Consider the following 16,891-nt stretch of genomic DNA (forward strand, 5'->3'; position numbering starts at 1 on the left):
TGGTGGTACTCGCAAGCCCTAAATCCGTCCGGACCGCCTAAAAATGGGGGGCCAGGGGGATGCCTCGTCATTGGAGGGATTTATGCAACAACGCCGCCCGCCTCTGCTGTTTTTCCTTTTCTTGCTAGAAAATTTCTTGAATTATCTTTGACAGCTTTATTGGCTAGGATTGATCCTCTAAGAGTTATTGCTGCTAGAAAAAATCAACGCGATATATCTTTCGAAATAGGGCGCCAGAACTCTTCTTCTGTTACTTGGACAGGAGATATTTTTCCAAATACAAAACACCCAAATGGAACTATTTGGGAGTCAAAATGCTTAGATAAAGGAGTGGAGCGCAGTGCTCTTGGATGGCATGTCGGTGAGGTAGCCATTTCACCAGGTTTACGCTGGCTAGCCGATCAGGATAATACAAATTCTAAGTGGTTGCTTAATCTTAGTGATCAAGATAAACCATTTGAATGGATAAAAGGGCGTTTGGCACAGATATACAGTACTCTATCAAAAGGTGTACATGCAGAATATTTATTAGATGATCGTACTGCTTTTAACCAAGAAGCGATAGAGCAGCATATGCAGGATTGCTATATGCTCGTTCTTTTACTCGCAACGGCAACACATATCAGTCCACTTTTTTCAAGATCATTTCCTCCCGATAATGCTCTTTATACGCTTCGAAAACTTGAGTTACAGATAACTACTAAAGGAAAATAATGCAGATGGATGACATTGGGCTTCGACTTGCTGCGGAAGAGTTCACTGACGCCGAATTTAAACACTATCATTTGTTCTCTCAAACGGATGAGCAACTTATAAGAAGACTTGTGGTGGCTGGACCTGTTTTGCTTAGGGGGCCTCGGGGGAGTGGCAAGAGTGCGTATATGCTGGCTGCGCACATGAGAATGAAAAATAATGAAGCGTCAGTATTTTCCGTATATATTAGTTTAAGATATTTCCCGCTTTTGGCTGCGCAAGCAGATCAATATTTATCTATACTAATTCCTTATGTTGCGAATTTAATTAAAAAAGAAATAATTGATCGCGGATTTAAATATAATTCACAAGAAAAATCTATAGTTACTATCGCGGATTTAAAAGAGGTTTTAGGCGAGCTGGGAGCAAATTTGCAACGTCGAATTGTCTTAATGTTTGACGATGTCGCTCACATTGGACGAGAAGTTTCGCTTGTTGGATTTTTTGATTTTTTTAGAACTATTTCTTCTAGCGTTGTCTCCTGTAAAGCGGCGATATATCCCGGAGTTACAAAATTTGGAGCTCGTTTTGATTTTTACAGTGATGCGACTATTGTGGAAGCGCAGCGTGATGAAAGAGCGCCTGATTTCGGTGATTTTTTTAATAAATTGCTTGAGGCTAATAATCCGAAATTATTAGAGAAAACAGAAATTAGGTTAAAGCCGATATTAGGTTTTTTGCTGGGTAGATCGGTACTGGGTAATGTTAGAGCATTTAACGCGCTCTGTGCATATTTAGATACTCATAAAATTATTTCAGTTCAAATTGTAGGTGAAGGATTGAAATGGTTGTCTAGTAGCTATTTGTATCCTGCGTTGGATGAGCTTCAGACGAAACTTGGTGCGTATGTTCCAATGCTTGATATTGCTGAGAGAATCGCACCAATTATTTTTGAAGATTGTGGAAGGCGTAAAGTTAACGCAATGCTCGTGCATCGTGATCATGTACAACGTATAGGAAAAGTATTCGAAATTCTAGAATATACTGGGTTTATTTCTAAAAGGGAAGCATCGCGATCTCTTTGGAAGAGTTCATCAGGACGTGGGCCTAGATATGCACTTAGTTTGGGTCCTCTTTTTGAGAGTATTCCAGGAAATACTATGTCTTACGAATTAATTAGTTCGTTGCTTCGTGTCACCCTTGCTAATGATGAACTTGTAGAATATCCACCCAATTCTAGATTGACAGATTTTAATTGCCCTGAACCTCATGGCGAGATTGCTCTTGATATTTTATCTTTACATGTGTCTAAATTGGAAATTAGTCAAGCTATTCCATATGGTTTAACACAGTTAATTATTAATGCGTTAATTAAAGGCGGGTTAAATACTGTACAAGATGTAGTAAAAGTATCAGTTGAAGATCTTCAAAAACTACCACTTATTGGAAGTGCAAAAGCAAAAAGAATTAGAAATGCTGTGGAACAAGCGATATGGATGTAAAAAAATTTCCACTTTTTTTTAGAAAATTTACCGACTTTTTCATATTGTCAAAAAAATAATAATATTTATCATTATTAGTTTCAATTTTTATTATTGTTTGGTATTTAGCTCTCGCAGGTTTTTGTTTTTGAAATGCTTTTGCTGTTTTTGTTGGGATTGTTTTTTAAAATGTGAATAAGTCTTTAATTTCGACACTTTTATAACAAAAAAATTGATATGACCGCCGCTTATGAATGCAACGGCCAGTCCGTTTCTGCTGACGCGTTTTACGCGATTGCCTGTGATCCGCGCCGCAGCGTGGCGGTCGAGGCCTGCGCTGGCGCGGGCAAGACCTGGATGCTGGTGTCGCGCATCGTGCGGGCGCTGCTCGACGGCGCTGCGCTTCAGGTACAGGCCGACGGCAGTCTGCGCGAAGCCGTTCGGGCGCATGAAATCCTGGCCATCACCTTCACCCGCAAAGCCGCCGGTGAAATGCGCGAGCGGCTGGACGACTGGCTGAAAGAATTCACCCATGCTGACGACGAGACGCTGCGCCAAGAGCTCGTCATGCGCGGTGTTTCAAGCCAAAAAAGCCCGCAGTCCAATGCAGACGTGCGCAAGCAGCTATCAAATTTATACCGCTCCATGCTCGCCAACGGCCGCTCGGTGCAGATTCGCACCTTTCACAGCTGGTTTGCCGCCTTGCTGCGCAATGCGCCCGTGGCGGTGCTGCACCGGCTGGAAATGCCGGTGAATTACGAACTGCTCGAAGACGACGGCCCGGCGCGCGCGCTGGTCTGGCGGCGGTTTTATGCGGCAGTGATGGCCGATGCGCCGCTCAAGGCCGATTTTGAAACGCTGGTGCGCAGCCACGGCCGCTTTCAAACCGACAAGGCGCTGAAGACCGCGCTGGACAAGCGAACCGAGTTTTTGCTGGCCGACGAAAAAGGCGTGGTCGATGCGTCGGTTCAGCCGTTCGCGGTTCTTTTTCCTGAATTTGCCGCGCTCGATTTTCCGGAGCAGGTGCTGGCCAGCCCGGCCGCACAGCAAACCTGGCTGGCGCGTGCGCGCCAACTGGGCGCCGAGAAAAACAAGACACCGCAAAAGGCCGCTGCCGCCGTGGTGGAGGCCTTTGAAACCGACAACCTGGCGCTGCGTTGCGACATGCTGCGCAAGGCGTTTTTCGTGGCGGACGAAGACCGGCTGACGAACAACCTCACCAAATTTACCGCCGCGCAAGAGGCCGAGCCTGAATTGCAGGCGCTGTGCAAGGCGCGCCAGCAGCATGCCGCCTGGCTGCACCAGCAGCGCATGGCGCGCTTGAGCCGCGTGCTGATTGCTGCCTATATCCAGCTCAAGCGCGACCGTGGCTGGGTGGACATGAACGATGTCGAGCGCGCCGCGCTGGTCATGCTGGGCGACCCGGTGCTGGCCGGCTGGGTGCAAGAGCGGCTTGACGCCAGCATCAAGCACCTGATGATTGACGAGTTCCAGGACACCAACCCGCTGCAGTGGCAGGCGCTGTCTTCGTGGCTGAGCGGCTATGGCGGCGCGGGCGCAGCACCCAGCGTGTTTCTGGTCGGCGACCCGAAACAAAGCATTTACCGCTTTCGCCGCGCCGAGCCGCAGGTGTTTCGCGCCGCGCAGGCCTTTGTAGTCGAGGGCCTGGGCGGCGATTTGCTCAGTTGCGACCACACCCGCCGCAATGCGCAGGACGTAATTGCCACGGTAAACGCCGTCATGGGCCATGCCCGCACGCTGGACGGCTACGACGGTTTTCGGGACCACACCACCGACTCGCCCCGGCAGGGTGAAACCGGGTGCTTGCCTCCAATTCCCCGGCTCACTGGCGCGCAGGCCGATGGCGATGCGGCGCAGGCCGATCTTTGGCGCGACAGCTTGACGACGCCGCGCGAGCTGCCCGAGGAAACCCTGCGCACGCTGGAAGCGCGTCAGGCCGCCGCGTGGATTGCCGGGCAAATCGCCACCGGCCTCAAGCCCAGGGAGGTGATGGTGCTGTCGCGCAAGCGGGCCGGCCTGCTGCCGCTGCAGCAAGAGTTGCGGGCGCTGAACATACCGGCCCAGATCGGCGAAAAAACCGATTTGATCGACTGCTGCGAAGTGCTGGACATGGTGGCGCTGCTCGATGTGCTGGTGTCGCCACAGCACGACTTGTCACTGGCGCGGGCGCTGCGTTCGCCGCTGTTTGGCCTGGACGATGCCAGCCTGTTGCAGATCGCGCTGTTGAAGCGGGAACTGCACCTGCCGTGGTTTGAATTGCTACAAAAAACAGAGCTGCTTGCGCCCGAACTGCAAGCGCTGTCGCCTGTTTTGATGCGATGGAAAGGCTGGCTGGACAGCCTGCCGCCGCACGATGCGCTGCAGGCCATTTATGACGATGGCGACGTGCTGGCGCGTTTTGCGGCTGCCGCGCCGGCCACCCAGCGCAGCACCGTGCTGGCCAACTTGCGCGCCTTGCTCGGCGTGGCGCTGGGTCATGGCGGCGGGCGCTATGCCACGCCTTACGGTCTGGTGCGGGCGCTCAAGGCGGGCGGCCTGCGGGCGCCGGTGGCCGTCAACAGTGACGCCGTGCGCTTGCTGACGATCCACGGCGCGAAGGGGCTGGAAGCCGAAGCCGTGCTGCTGCTCGACACTGACACCGTCGAGCGCAATGCCGACAGCATGGGCGTGCTGATTGACTGGCCCGGCGAAGCCGCCGCGCCGCAAAAGTTTGTTTTTCTGGTCAGCGAAAGCTTGCCGCCGGAATGCGCCCGCGAAGCGCTGGCCGCCGAACAGACCGCCCGCAAGCGCGAAGAACTCAATGCCCTGTACGTCGCCATGACACGCGCCCGGCACACGCTGGTGATTTCCTCCATCGTGCCGCACCGGGCCACCACCGACAGCTGGTGGCAGCGGCTGCAGGATTTTGCGCCGCCGCTGGAGCTGGCTGAAGTCGATGTGTGCCTGGACGTGGCGATTGCGATGGCAACCCCGTCGGGCGCACTTTTTATTCAGGAGACGACAGAGATAGTGGTCAGCGCCCCCGACTTGGCCAGCGCCGCGCCGCCAGCCGCTGCAGTATTCATGCTGCCCGAACTGCCGCCTGCCCCCGACGTGAAAGCGCCGGATGTGGACCTTGATGCACAGCCGCCAGAAGACCCGGCCATTGCCCGCATTGGCAAGGCCATGCACCGCCTGCTGGAGTGGGGCGGCCCGTCGTCGCCGGCGCATGTGGGCGCGGTGGCGCGTGAATTTCGCCTCAATCCAGCCCAGGCGCAAGAAGCCAGCGCGCTGGCGCAGCGCATCCTGCACGGCGAGGGGGCCTGGGCCTGGAGTAACGCGGTGGCCTGGCAGGGCAACGAAGTAGACCTGGTGTACAAAGGCCAGCCTTTGCGCATGGACCGGCTGGTACGGCGCCAGGACGCCGGTTACGAAGGCCAGTGGTGGGTGCTCGACTACAAGACCGCCCCGGCCCCCGAACTGCAGCCCGCACTGATCGCCCAAATGCGCACCTACCGCGCCGCCGTGCAATTGATCTACCCCGACGCCACGGTGAAAGCGGCTTTTCTGACGGGGCTGGGAACGATGGTGGAACTCGGCTGAACAGGCCACCCGCCGTCATTGAGGTCTTCAATACGCCCAGACCTCATGCCCCAGCACGGACGCTTTCAGCAAAGCGCGCCGTTGCTGCCAGTCGGGTAAATGCTGCGCCATCAGCGCCGTGAAGCGCGCGTTGTGCTGGCGCTCCAGCAAATGCACCAGCTCATGCACCACGATGTATTCCAGGCAGGAGTCGGGCTTTTTGGCCAGTTCCAGATTCAGCCAGATGCGCCGCGCCGCCACGTTGCACGAACCCCATTTGGTTTTCATTTTTTTGACACCCCAGCTTGACACCGCTACGCCCAGCAGCGGCTGCCAGTGCGCCAACAGCGGCGGAATCAGCGCCTTTAACTGTGTCCGGTGCCAGTGCAACAGCACCGTTTCGCGCTGCTGGGCCGTGCTGCCTGGCCGCATGAACAGGTCGAGCGACGCAATTCCCCGCAGCGCTACGCGCGCTGGTCCCGCGTGTTCATGCACGCGCAGCCGGTAGCGCTGCCCCAGAAAATAATGGCTTTCGCCGTTGACCATCTCGCGTTCGGACTGGCGCGGCTGCTTGGCAAACTGGGCGCGCTGGCGTTTGATCCAGCCCAGTTTGTCAATCACCGCCAGCCGCACGGCTTCATCGCTGATCACCCACGGTACGGCTACGCGCACCCGGCCCAGCGGCGGATACACCCCCAGATGCAGGTTCTTGATGTCCTTGCGCACCACTTCCACGGCAATGCCGCTGACCGTGAGGCGCTGCACGGCAGCTTCAATAGTCATGTTGCTGCTGCTGCGCCAGCGCCAGAATGCGGTCGGTTTCAGCGTCCAGGTCGGGCGGCACTGCGACGCTTGCGCCCGCTTCCGTGGCAACCCCACCCAGGCTGGCCGGCATCGCAGCGGCCAGCGCATGCCGGATGGCCAACCGCACTTTTTTGATTTTCAGGCTGCTGCCGCGCCAATCGGCCATCAGGCTGGCCCGGATCGCCGCATCCACCGCCAGCGCCAAAGCAGGCAAGCGGCTGCCCAGGTTGTTGAACAGCGCCCGCAGCGCCGGCGTATTCACTTCAGGCGGATAGCTTGCTGCCGTGCCACCCGGCACCGTCGCCTGCTTCGCCAGCGCGGCGATTTTTTCCAGATAGTCCTTGTAGCCCAGCACGCCCTGGCGCCGCTGCGCAATCAGCGCATCGAGCAGCGCAGACATCTTGTCGTAATAGGCCGGGTCCACCGGCGACTCGTTGATGATCAGCTTGCGCACGTTGTTTTCAATCGTTTCGGCCACCGCTTCTTCGCTTTGCCGGATGCGCTCGGGCAGGGCGTTGACCGCGTCCGGCCCGCGTTCGACGATCAGCTCAATCAGCGTCAGGTCATCAAACACCGACAGCTTTTCGCTGTCCTCGGCCCGGATGTAGGTATCAATCAAATGCCGCATGGCCGGCTCGTGGGCTTTCAGGTCGATGAAGTCATCGCTGGTGATTCTGACTTCGTCGCGCACCCGGGCGTAATGATCGACCTCGGTCTGAAGCGTCGTGATTTCCTGCGCGTTGTAGCCTGCGCCGGCCAGTTCGCTGGCAATCGCGGCATAGGTGCGCAGCAGGCGGGCGGTGTACTGGTAGAGCTTGAGCCGTTTGGGCTCGTTTTCCTTGATCTGAGCAGCGTCGCCCGAATCTTTCGCGCAAAAGAACCGAAAGTAATCTACAGGCTGTTTTCGGGGATGCACCGGTTCACACAGCGCCTTGACGGCTTCCCGCGCGTCTTCCAGGTCATCCCGCGCTTTTTCCAGCCGGTTTTCCAGCAAACCTTTCACGTCGTCGGCGTCAAAACCATCCAGCGCGCCGCTGGTGTAGTCCTGCACCGCGCCCTCCAGGCTTTTGAACAAATCCTTGTAATCGACGATGTAGCCGTATTCCTTGTCCTCGCCATCAAGCCGGTTCACGCGGCAAATCGCCTGGAACAAGCCGTGGTCGCGCATTTGCTTGTCGATGTAGAGGTAAGTCGCCGACGGCGCGTCAAAGCCGGTCAGCAGCTTGTCCACCACGATCAGCAGTTTCATCTGGCCCGGCTCTTTAATAAATTTTTGCTTTACCGCCAGCTCGAACGGGCCGGCCTTGCCCTGCGCGGCTTCGGGCGATTCGCCAAACCAGTCGGCCAGCATCTGCCGGTACACGCCGTACTTGAACAGGTTGTCGGTGTCGCCCGCGCCCGTGGTTTCGCCCTTGGCATCCGCTACGCCCGGCGCGTAGCTGCTGACGATGGCGCATTTGCCCTTCAGTTCGGTCTTGCTGAACAGCTCGTAGAACTTGCAGGCTTCGTAAATGCTGCCTGCCACCAGCATGGCGTTGCCGTGGCCGTCGCTCAGGCGCGGCTTGATCGCCATGTCGAGCAAGATGTCCGCCACGATTTGCTCAAGCCGCGACTGGCTTGACAGCACCCGCTGCATCGTTCCCCACTTTTGCTTGAGCCGGGCCTTGGCCAGGTCGTTGAGACCCTGAGTTTTGGCCTCGAACCAGTCGTCGATTTTCTTGGGCGAGGTGATTGACTGGTCAATGTCACGCGCTTCGTAGCGCAAGTCCAGCACCACGCCTTCGCGCACCGCCTGGTCAAACTTGTAGGTGTGGATGTAGCGGCCAAACACCTCAATGCTTTTTTGCTTGTCGGCTTTCAGCAGCGGCGTGCCGGTAAAACCGATAAACACCGCATTGGGCAGCAGCGCCTTCATGGCCGTGTGCAGGTCGCCGCTTTGCGTGCGGTGGCATTCATCGACAAACACATGCAGGTCGCCCTTGGCCACAAAGTCGGCGGGCAGGTTGCGCAGCGACGCCATGAAGGCCTGCGCGGCTTCCTTGCTGGCGGGGTCGTTGCGGTCGTCATCGCCACTTTTGCCGCCAAACTTGTGGATCAGCGTACACAGCAGCGTTTCTTCAAGGCTGTTCAGCCGCGCAAGCATGTCTGCGCCGCTTTGGGTGCGGCAAATGGTTTCGTTCACGCCGGTAAACACTTTTTCAATCTGCTCGTCCAGCTCGGTGCGGTCGGTAATGATCAGCACCCGCGCGCCGGGCCGGTTGCCCAGAATCCATTTGGCCAGCCAGACCATCGTCAGGCTCTTGCCGCTGCCCTGGGTGTGCCAGATGATGCCGCCTTCGCGCCGCGCAATGAAGTCTTGCGCCGCCTTCACGCCAAAATACTGGTTCTGGCGGCACAGCTTTTTGATGCCCGCGTCAAACACCACAAAATCATGCACCAGCTCCAGCAGCCGGGCAGGGCGGCACACCTGCAACAGCTGGCGGTCGAGCAAATTCGGCTCTGCCGCAAAGTCGCCGCCGTCTTCAACCCACTGCAGGTAATATTTTTCTTGCGTGCCCGTGGTGCCGTAGCGCAGACCCGCGCTGTCGCTGCCCGCCATGACCCATTGCATCGTCGAAAAAAACGGCTCGATGAACGCCTTTTCCTGGTTGTCCAGGTTCTGCCGAATGCCTTCTGACACGGAAATCGTCGAGCGCTTGAGCTCCAGCACGCCCAGCGCCAGGCCGTTGATGTACAGCACGATGTCGGGCCGCTTGCCGGCGGCTTTGGCATTGGCCGCCTTCACCGTGACTTCCTCGGCAAACGCAAAGTCGTTGGCGTGCGGGTTCTGCCAGTCCACCAGCCAGACCGTGACGGTGTTTTCGCCCAGCTCGGGTTTCAGCTTCACGCCGTAGCGCAGCAGCCGGTACACCGCGCGGTTGCGCTCGTACAGGCGCTGGCTGGTGTCGCCAGCCACTTTTTGCAGCTCGAAAATCGCCCGCTTGGCCAGCGCCGGCGGCACGCCTTGCACCGCCAGCCAGGCGCTCAGCAGTTCCGGCTCAATGTTGCTATTGCCCACGCGGCTCGCCCAGTTGCCCAGGTAACGGTAATGCAGCCGGTCGCGCAGCAGGGCGACGACGCGGGACTGGGTTTTCTTTTCGGTTTGGCCGACGGTGGTCATGAGTTGCCTTTGTTCTTGTGTGCCGACAGCATGTTATTCAGGTTTCACAGTCTCAAAATCCAGATCGGTTTGCCGCCCGACGGGTGGCCAGGTGCTGGCCGCTACGCGTTGCTCAAACCAGCGGTGCATGGCCGCGTCGTCCACGGCATATTCGCCCCGGGCTGATTTCCAGACGATGGCCGGTGAGCGCTGGCGCAACGCTTCCAGCGCGTTCTGGACTTTTTGCGGGCTCACGCCGTCTTCGGTCTTGTCACGGTAAAAGCGCAGCGCCTCGGCGTCATAAGGGCGAAAGCGCTGGCCCTGCGCCAGCAGCCGCCACAGCACCGCCTGCTCCACGGGCTTGAGGCCCAGATACTCCGACTCCATTTGCGCCTCATCGTCGGCCTGGCGCTGCCCGGCGGCTTGCGCCATGGCCAACTCAAAACGCGTATTCAAGGCTGCCAGCGGGCTGAGCGCCTGCCCCAGCGCCTCCATGAAAAACTGCGGACGACTGCCAAAACGCTGAAAAGCCGTCAGCAGCGCCGGCGTGTCCACGGGCTGGAGGTCGGGCCGCTGGGTTTCAATCAACTGGCCAATATGCGCAATGAAGTCCGGCCCCAGCTCGGGCATGCGCTGAATTTGTGAGCCATAAAACGGTGCCCCGTTGGTGTTGACAAGGCGCAGCAGCTTGTCGCGGTCAGACCCCGACATCACCAGCATCAGGTTGGCGGTGCCCGGCCGGTTCAGCTGGTCGCGCGCCGACTTCAGCGCGGCCATGGCCGCCTCGCCGGCGTCGCTGGTCAGCGCATGCTGTGCTTCGTCAATGATCAGCGCCACCGGGGCCCGGGCCGCCTCAAGCAAAGCGCGCAGTGCATCGGGCAGCGTGGCGCCATCAAGCTGGCCGATCTTGCGGGTATCAATCTTCAGCGCGCCGGCAATCGTCACGCTCTCCAGCCCCGACGCTTTGGCCAGCCGGGCCACGCGCCCCAGGTGCGGCTGCAAAGCCCGGCCAATGGCATCGGCCACCAGCGCGCCCGGGTCACGGCGCTGATCGGCCCACAAATCCACATAAACGACCACCACGCCCTGGCGTTCCAGCGCGGGCTGCAAGTCGGCTTGCAAGAAAGTTGATTTGCCGGTGCGCCGGGGTGCCGCCAGAAACAACCCGTTGTGGGCATCGCTGAAAGCAGCTTTGCCTTGCAGCGCGGTCACCAGCTCTTCGGCCAGCGCAGTTCGGGGGTAGTGGATCATTCAATTATCTTTAATTATTTTGTTAAAGATAATTTATCGGATTAAAGATAAAAGTCAATAAATGTTGGTCTGGTGACGGGCTTGTGACAAGTTTTTGGGTCTGAAAATACTCTTGTTTTGATAGCTGCTTGCGCCCGTGCAGTATGCGCTAGAGCCTAATTTGATCATTAGTTTTGGAGAAATGGCCTGACTGGACAGGCGCAGCGATCAGACCAGCCGGATGCGCCCGGTCAGCAGCGCCTGCATCATTCCCTGCTTGAGGGCGCGGGTCTTGTCCTGCCGCGCTTGCAGGGCGGCGAGTTCGGCGTCCAGGTCGGAGAGGATGGTGGCGATGGCGGTTTGCTCGGCCTTCGGCGGAAATGTCAATTGCAAAGACAGCAAAGCGCCTTTTGCAATATTTTTCATGCTTCCACTGGTGCCGGTAGCAAGGCCCTTAATGAGTTCTTTGATTTGAGTGCTGCTCATCACGTAAGCCAACCAGCGGGCCGAAATATCTGCGCCACTTACGAAACGAGTCATCCACAAGCGATCTGGCAAGTTGAGATTTGGGAAATCTTGTGCCACGTAACCCACTTCGCCAACGAGATTGGGCGTGTTCATTCGACTGATGATGATCGAATCTTTGCGAGGGCTAAGCTTTGCGCGACTTATATCTCGGCGGTCAATCAACTTGCACTCAGCCGGATCGAAATTCCCATCGAAAACGGCTGAAGTTTTGAGAATGCACGGCTCAGTTGAGCTATGCGGATCAATGTGATCAACCGAATTGACACTTACGCCAGCCTCTAAACCAGAAACTACCGAAGCCAGCGGTCGTAACACCCAATCTCCACTAAACCCCGGCAGCCGGGTCTGGCCGGTGAGGAGTTGCTGCATGGCGGCCTGTTTGAGGTTCTGCTTCTTGGCGATGAGCTGGTCCAGCTTGGCGAGCAGGGCATCCACATCCGACAGGGCGGTGGCGATGGCGCGTTGTTCTTCAAGGGTTGGTGGTAGTGGAACGGGAAGCTGTTTCAAGCTGCCAGCATTTACATTCTTTTGGCCACCGCCAATTTGGTTTTGCTCAAAAAATAATTGCCCGACTTCTGAGTTAATGAAATAGCACAGATATGAGGGGTCAATTGCACTTACGCGAGGTCGAGTAATCAGTGTCGTAAAACTTTGAGCGCCCTCGTAGGCAAGTGGAACGATACTCGTAGTTCCAGGGTAACCAGTTCTAGCAGTGAGCAAGTCACCGGACTTTAGTCGCTTATTTTTGAAAGTTTCTTCATATTCCTCAGCTATGTAAAGTATGTCTGAATCATCTAAATATCCGGGTTTGATGTTCTGATTTCTAAACATAACGATCCCCCTATCTCGGTAGGCGTGAGTTGCCGCGCTGGCGATTCCGACCATAATTTTTTCAGAAATTTCGTGGAGCAGACTAACCTCCCAATCCCCCGGAATCACCCCCACCTCGGTCAGCTTGTAGCCTTCGGGCACTTCTGCGTTCAGCGCCGCGCTCATGGCTGCGCGTCTTTCTGGCCGGGAATATACGGAATCATCCCTTGCGCCAGCGCGATTTCCTGCACCTCCAGCGGCATGTGCCGCATATCGACCAGCAGGCCGTTGACTTCGAGCAGCCAGATCAGCGGGTTGTTGTCCCTATTGCCGGCCACCGTCCATTCCGGAGACAACTGGCTCATGTCCAAGGCGTCGCGGGTTTCTTTCGAGCGCAGCAGGCCGGTGCTGGAACTCACGCCGAAATGGGCGTAAATCTCTGGCGCCGTGCAGGTCGGGGTTTGCGACGGGTCAAACAAAAAGTTCACCATGCCCACCGCATGCACCACGCCCGCCGCCCAGGCGTTGTCCTTGCTTTTAAGCAGCGGCGAAGGGCGCTTGCGGCTCAGCGCGGCCAGCGCGGCGCGAACCATTTTTTTGTAATCGTCATTCAGCCGCAAGTCGCAAAAAGCGTCGGTGGCCTGGCTGATGGCGTTGAATTTTTCCTGCAGGGCGGCAGGCACGCGTTCTGAGTGGGTCATGGGTGGGCTTCGTGAAAAATCAGGGTGGGCTTCATGCACACGATGGGGCGGTTTTAGTGGCATGTTTCCATGACATGCACAAGAAAGTTGGTTTTCTTGTGCATGTCATGGAAACATGCACAGGGTTTGGCCGCGATGTTAAAGGCGCATCCGTCATGACATGTCGCCTGCCTTGCGCTCGCCCACGCCATGCAGCAGGTCGTACAGGTCGGTGTTGAGGTAGTAGTTGTCTTTGCCCAGCTTGTGCTTGGTCAGCAAGCCAATGCGCACCAGTTCCTCCAGATATTTAGTGGCGGTGTTTCGATGGATCATCAGCTCTTCCATCAAGAAATCGATCTTGGTGTACGGATGATGAAACAGGTTGTTGATCAGGTCCTGGCTGTAGAGTTTGGGTAGCTCTGTGCGCAGGCGGTGCTTGACCTCCTGCATCAGTGTCCTGATCTGTACCACCAGCGTAGTGGTCTGGCGGGCGGTTTGCTCGACGCCACTCAGCATGAAGATCAGCCAGTCTTGCCACGGCTCGCTGTTGTGCTGGTTGTCACGCACGGCTTGCAACAGGCGGTAATAGTCGGCCTTGTGCTGATTGATATAGCGTGAAAGGTAAAGCACCAGCGTATCGAGCAGCCCTTGCTGCACCAGATACAGGATGTTGATGACGCGCCCGGTGCGGCCATTGCCATCGTAAAACGGGTGAATGCTCTCAAACTGATGGTGAATCACCGCCATTTTGGTGAGTGGATCCCAGTCGCACAGATCAGGGTCATTGATGAAGCGCTCCAGGTTGCTCATTAGCGCGGTGATGTCATCCGGGTGCTGGGGCGGGGTGTAGAGGGTTTCGCCCGTCTGGTCATTTTTGAGCGCCGTGCCGGGAAGCTTGCGAAAACCGGCGTGGTTTTCTTCAATGCCCGCCTGGATGGTCAGAATGTCGTTGATGGTGAGCAGGCCGGTTTGTTGTACGCGCTCGAATCCGGCGCGCAGAGCCTCTGCGTAGTTATGTACCTCTTTGGCGGCCAGGGTGATGAAGTGGCGACGGACGCTGTCGCTGCGGTAAAGATCGTCGTGGGTAGTGATGATATTTTCAATTTCGGAGCTGTCTTTGGCTTCCTGCAGCGACAAGGTGCTGATCAAAATACGCTGGTTGGGCATGCTGGCCGCCACGCCTTTGAGTTCGGCCAACGCCTGGTGCGCGCGGGCGAGTTTTTTGAGCACGGGCTTGGTTTCGATGTCGCCCAAATCGGGCAGCAGGGGCAGGGTGTGGGCGCTGGAATTAGCTTGCATGGTGAACAAACCTTAAATAAGAAATTGCCTTATTAAAAAAAAGCCTGGTTTCTTTAATAAGCGCTGCACTGCAGGAGTGCGTGGAGGAACGAACCGGATGGCGATTTCACCATTCAAACCCCATCTTTTTCAAATGCGCATCGACCCGGCCCGTCAGCACGTCCACCTCGTCGCACAGCGCGGGCAGCGGCGTTGCGTAGCGTTCGGCCAACTGGCGGATGCGCCCGGTCAGCGCCTGGCTGACGCGATCGAGTTCGCTTTGCACGCTGGCGGTCAGTGCGGCCAGCCATTTGTCTTGGATCACCAGCGTCTGGATGTCGGCGGCGCTCAGTTGCGCGTATTGGGCGGCTACTTTGGCGTCGAGCGTTTTTTGCGCGTCCTTGGCTTTTTTACCGGCGCTGGCTTCTTGTTCAATCAGCGCGGCGCAGGTTTCGAGCGCTTTGGCCTCGTCTTTGGCGTTCGGGTCGCCTTTGATGGTTTTCAGCCGGTCTTTGACGCTTTTGGCGCTGAGCTTGCCTTTGTCGGTTTTGCCCTCAAACAGCAAACCGTCTTCGCCGCCGTGTTCTTCGTCTTGCTCTTCCATCTGGCGGCCGATGGCGTCGCGCGCGGCCTGCAGCGTTTCCAGCGCCTGCTGTTCGGCGGCAAAAAAGCGGGCGACGATGAGGGCGGGCGGAATCAGGTCGGTGTTGGGCTGGCCGGTCTGCACGGCTTTCCAGCCGTCGGTGGCAATCATCCAGACATCGTCCTGCATGGTTTCGGCCCAGTAGTCCATCAGGTGCTGGTACACGTCGTAGGCGTCAATCAGCGGCGCGGCGTCAAACGCCTTGAGCAGGCTTTCGGACAGCGCTTCAATCAGCGCCTTGGGCCGGTCGCCCGGCTGGATGCCGTTCAGGCGCGGCGTGTGGGCTTGCTTCCAGTCGGCAAAGCGCTGCGTCACGGTCTGGTTGAAGGCGGTAAATTCACCGTGGCCGAAGATGGTGGCCTTGATCTGGCCGGGCGCTACTTTGAGCTGGCAGTAACCGGGCCGGTCGGCGTCGGCAAACAGCGCCTGGCGCACGCCGGGCAGTTCTTGCCAGTAGGCGGCCAAGCCGTCGATGTCGCGCAGCGGAATGCCGCCTTTCAGATGCGCCGCGATGTCTTGCAGGTCTTCGGGCGCGGTGCTGTCGATGTAGCGCGGCAGGTTCAGGTTGAAGTCGTTGCCGGCAATCTCGGCCAACGGCACCATGCGGGCGTATTTGGGCACTTCGGCCAGGCGGGTGAAGGTGTCCACGATGCGGTGCATGTCCTGGGCGCGCAGGCGGTTTTTGTTGCCGTCCTTGATGAAGCCCTTGCTGGCGTCGACCATGAAAATGCCGTTGCGGCCCGCCGCGCCTTCCTTGTCGAGCACGATGATGCAGGCCGGAATGCCCGTGCCATAGAACAGGTTGGCAGGCAGGCCGATGATGCCTTTGACGAAACCCTGGCGCACGATGCTTTTGCGAATGCTGCCTTCCGCGCCGCCACGAAACAGCACGCCGTGCGGCAAGATGACTGCGCCTTTGCCAGTGCTTTTGAGCGACTTGAGGATGTGCAGAAAAAACGCATAGTCGCCGTTCTTGTCGGGTGGCGTGCCGTAGTCAAAGCGCGCGTAAGGGTCGTTGGCGGTGTTCACGCCGTTGGTCCACGATTTGGTCGAGAACGGCGGATTCGCTACCACGTAGTCGAAGGTTTGCAGCGCGCCGTTTTGCACAAAATGCGGGCTGGCCAGCGAGTTGTCTTGCCAGATTTCAGCCGTCGGGCAGTCGTGCAGCACCATGTTCATGCGCGCCAGGGCCGATGTAGCGTTGTCCATTTCCTGGCCGTACAGCGCCAGATCAAGCCCGGTGCGGCTTTTGGCCTCGTCATGCGCTTTGAGCAGCAGCGAGCCCGATCCGCAGGTCGGGTCAAAAATGCTCTGGCGGGCGTCTTTGGCCTTGCCCAGCGCAATCACCTGCGCCATCACGCGCGAGACTTCGGCGGGCGTGTAGAACTGGCCTTTGCTTTTGCCGGAGTCGGTGGCGAAGTGGCGCATCAGGTATTCATAGGCATCGCCCAGCAGGTCGTCGCCTTCGGCCCGGTTGCGGCCAAAGTCCAGTCCCTCAAAAATGCCGACCAGCTTGGTGAGCCGGTCTACCATGTCTTTGCCCTTGCCGAGCTTTTCTTCGTCGTTGAAGTCAGCCACGTTGATGGCGCCCTTGAGCGTTTCATTGGCCTCCGCCAGGCGTGCGACCAGTTTGTTGATCTTGTCGCCAATTTCCTTGTCGTTTTTCAGCGCCACCATGTCGGCAAAACTGCCGCCAGCGGGCACGTCGATCAGCGCATGGGCATCGCCGGCGTATTTGTCAGACACGTATTTGACGAACAGCAGCACCAGCACATAGTCTTTGTACTGGCTGGCGTCCATGCCGCCGCGCAGTTCGTCGCATGATTTCCAGAGGGAAGAATAGAGTTCGGATTTTTTGAGGGCCATGATTTTTTGTTGGGGGCGTGATGGGGGCCGGCTGACGGCGTTTGACTGAAGGACTTTAACTGCACGTGCCCCGGTGGGCTGGCCTTTTTGCCGTGGCCGTTTATGGCAAAAAAGCATGCCATCACCCGAAGGCGGCAGGCCGTGGCGCTGCAGCGCT

Annotated in this window: 10 protein-coding genes; 3 read left to right on the plus strand and 7 right to left on the minus strand. The window is 57.5% G+C overall.

The annotated features are described in order from the left end of the window. The 3 genes from RCH06_RS08780 to RCH06_RS08790 all read left to right on the plus strand — a co-directional run. On the plus strand, window positions 1–714 hold a 714-nt coding region (locus RCH06_RS08780; protein WP_327081078.1), incomplete at its 5' end, for a hypothetical protein. Between the two features lie 5 nt (window positions 715–719). Beyond that, window positions 720–2,195 (plus strand): helix-hairpin-helix domain-containing protein, encoded by a 1,476-nt coding sequence (locus tag RCH06_RS08785; protein ID WP_327081079.1) that lies wholly within the window; start codon window positions 720–722, stop codon window positions 2,193–2,195. Window positions 2,196–2,411: 216 nt separating this feature from the next. After that, entirely contained in the window at window positions 2,412–5,777 is a 3,366-nt protein-coding gene (locus RCH06_RS08790) for a UvrD-helicase domain-containing protein (protein ID WP_327081080.1), read from the plus strand. Window positions 5,778–5,804: 27 nt separating this feature from the next. Here RCH06_RS08790 and RCH06_RS08795 read toward each other — a convergent pair whose 3' ends face one another. The 7 genes from RCH06_RS08795 to RCH06_RS08825 all read right to left on the minus strand — a co-directional run bounded on the left by RCH06_RS08795 (window position 5,805) and on the right by RCH06_RS08825 (window position 16,734). Continuing rightward, the gene (locus RCH06_RS08795; RefSeq protein ID WP_327081081.1) at window positions 5,805–6,539 is read right to left on the minus strand and encodes a M48 family metallopeptidase; all 735 of its coding nucleotides are present in this window, start codon (window positions 6,537–6,539) and stop codon (window positions 5,805–5,807) included. Then, the gene (locus tag RCH06_RS08800) at window positions 6,529–9,720 is read right to left on the minus strand and encodes a type I restriction endonuclease subunit R (protein WP_327081082.1); all 3,192 of its coding nucleotides are present in this window, start codon (window positions 9,718–9,720) and stop codon (window positions 6,529–6,531) included. Before RCH06_RS08800 ends, RCH06_RS08795 begins: the two co-directional genes overlap by 11 nt. A 33-nt stretch (window positions 9,721–9,753) precedes the next feature. Further along, window positions 9,754–10,950 (minus strand): ATP-binding protein, encoded by a 1,197-nt coding sequence (locus tag RCH06_RS08805; RefSeq protein WP_327081083.1) that lies wholly within the window; start codon window positions 10,948–10,950, stop codon window positions 9,754–9,756. 207 nt (window positions 10,951–11,157) lie between these two features. Then, window positions 11,158–12,453, minus strand: a complete 1,296-nt coding sequence (locus RCH06_RS08810) for a restriction endonuclease subunit S (RefSeq protein ID WP_327081084.1) — start codon at window positions 12,451–12,453, stop codon at window positions 11,158–11,160. Further along, window positions 12,450–12,968, minus strand: a complete 519-nt coding sequence (locus RCH06_RS08815; protein ID WP_327081085.1) for a DUF6398 domain-containing protein — start codon at window positions 12,966–12,968, stop codon at window positions 12,450–12,452. Before RCH06_RS08815 ends, RCH06_RS08810 begins: the two co-directional genes overlap by 4 nt. Before the next feature lie 153 nt (window positions 12,969–13,121). Next, the gene (locus RCH06_RS08820; RefSeq protein ID WP_327081086.1) at window positions 13,122–14,246 is read right to left on the minus strand and encodes a Fic family protein; all 1,125 of its coding nucleotides are present in this window, start codon (window positions 14,244–14,246) and stop codon (window positions 13,122–13,124) included. A 106-nt stretch (window positions 14,247–14,352) separates the two neighbouring features. Beyond that, the gene (locus RCH06_RS08825) at window positions 14,353–16,734 is read right to left on the minus strand and encodes a type I restriction-modification system subunit M (protein WP_327081087.1); all 2,382 of its coding nucleotides are present in this window, start codon (window positions 16,732–16,734) and stop codon (window positions 14,353–14,355) included. Between the last annotated feature and the right edge of the window lie 157 nt (window positions 16,735–16,891).

This window comes from Polaromonas sp. CG_9.5 (genome assembly GCF_035984465.1).
GTDB lineage: Bacteria > Pseudomonadota > Gammaproteobacteria > Burkholderiales > Burkholderiaceae_C > Polaromonas.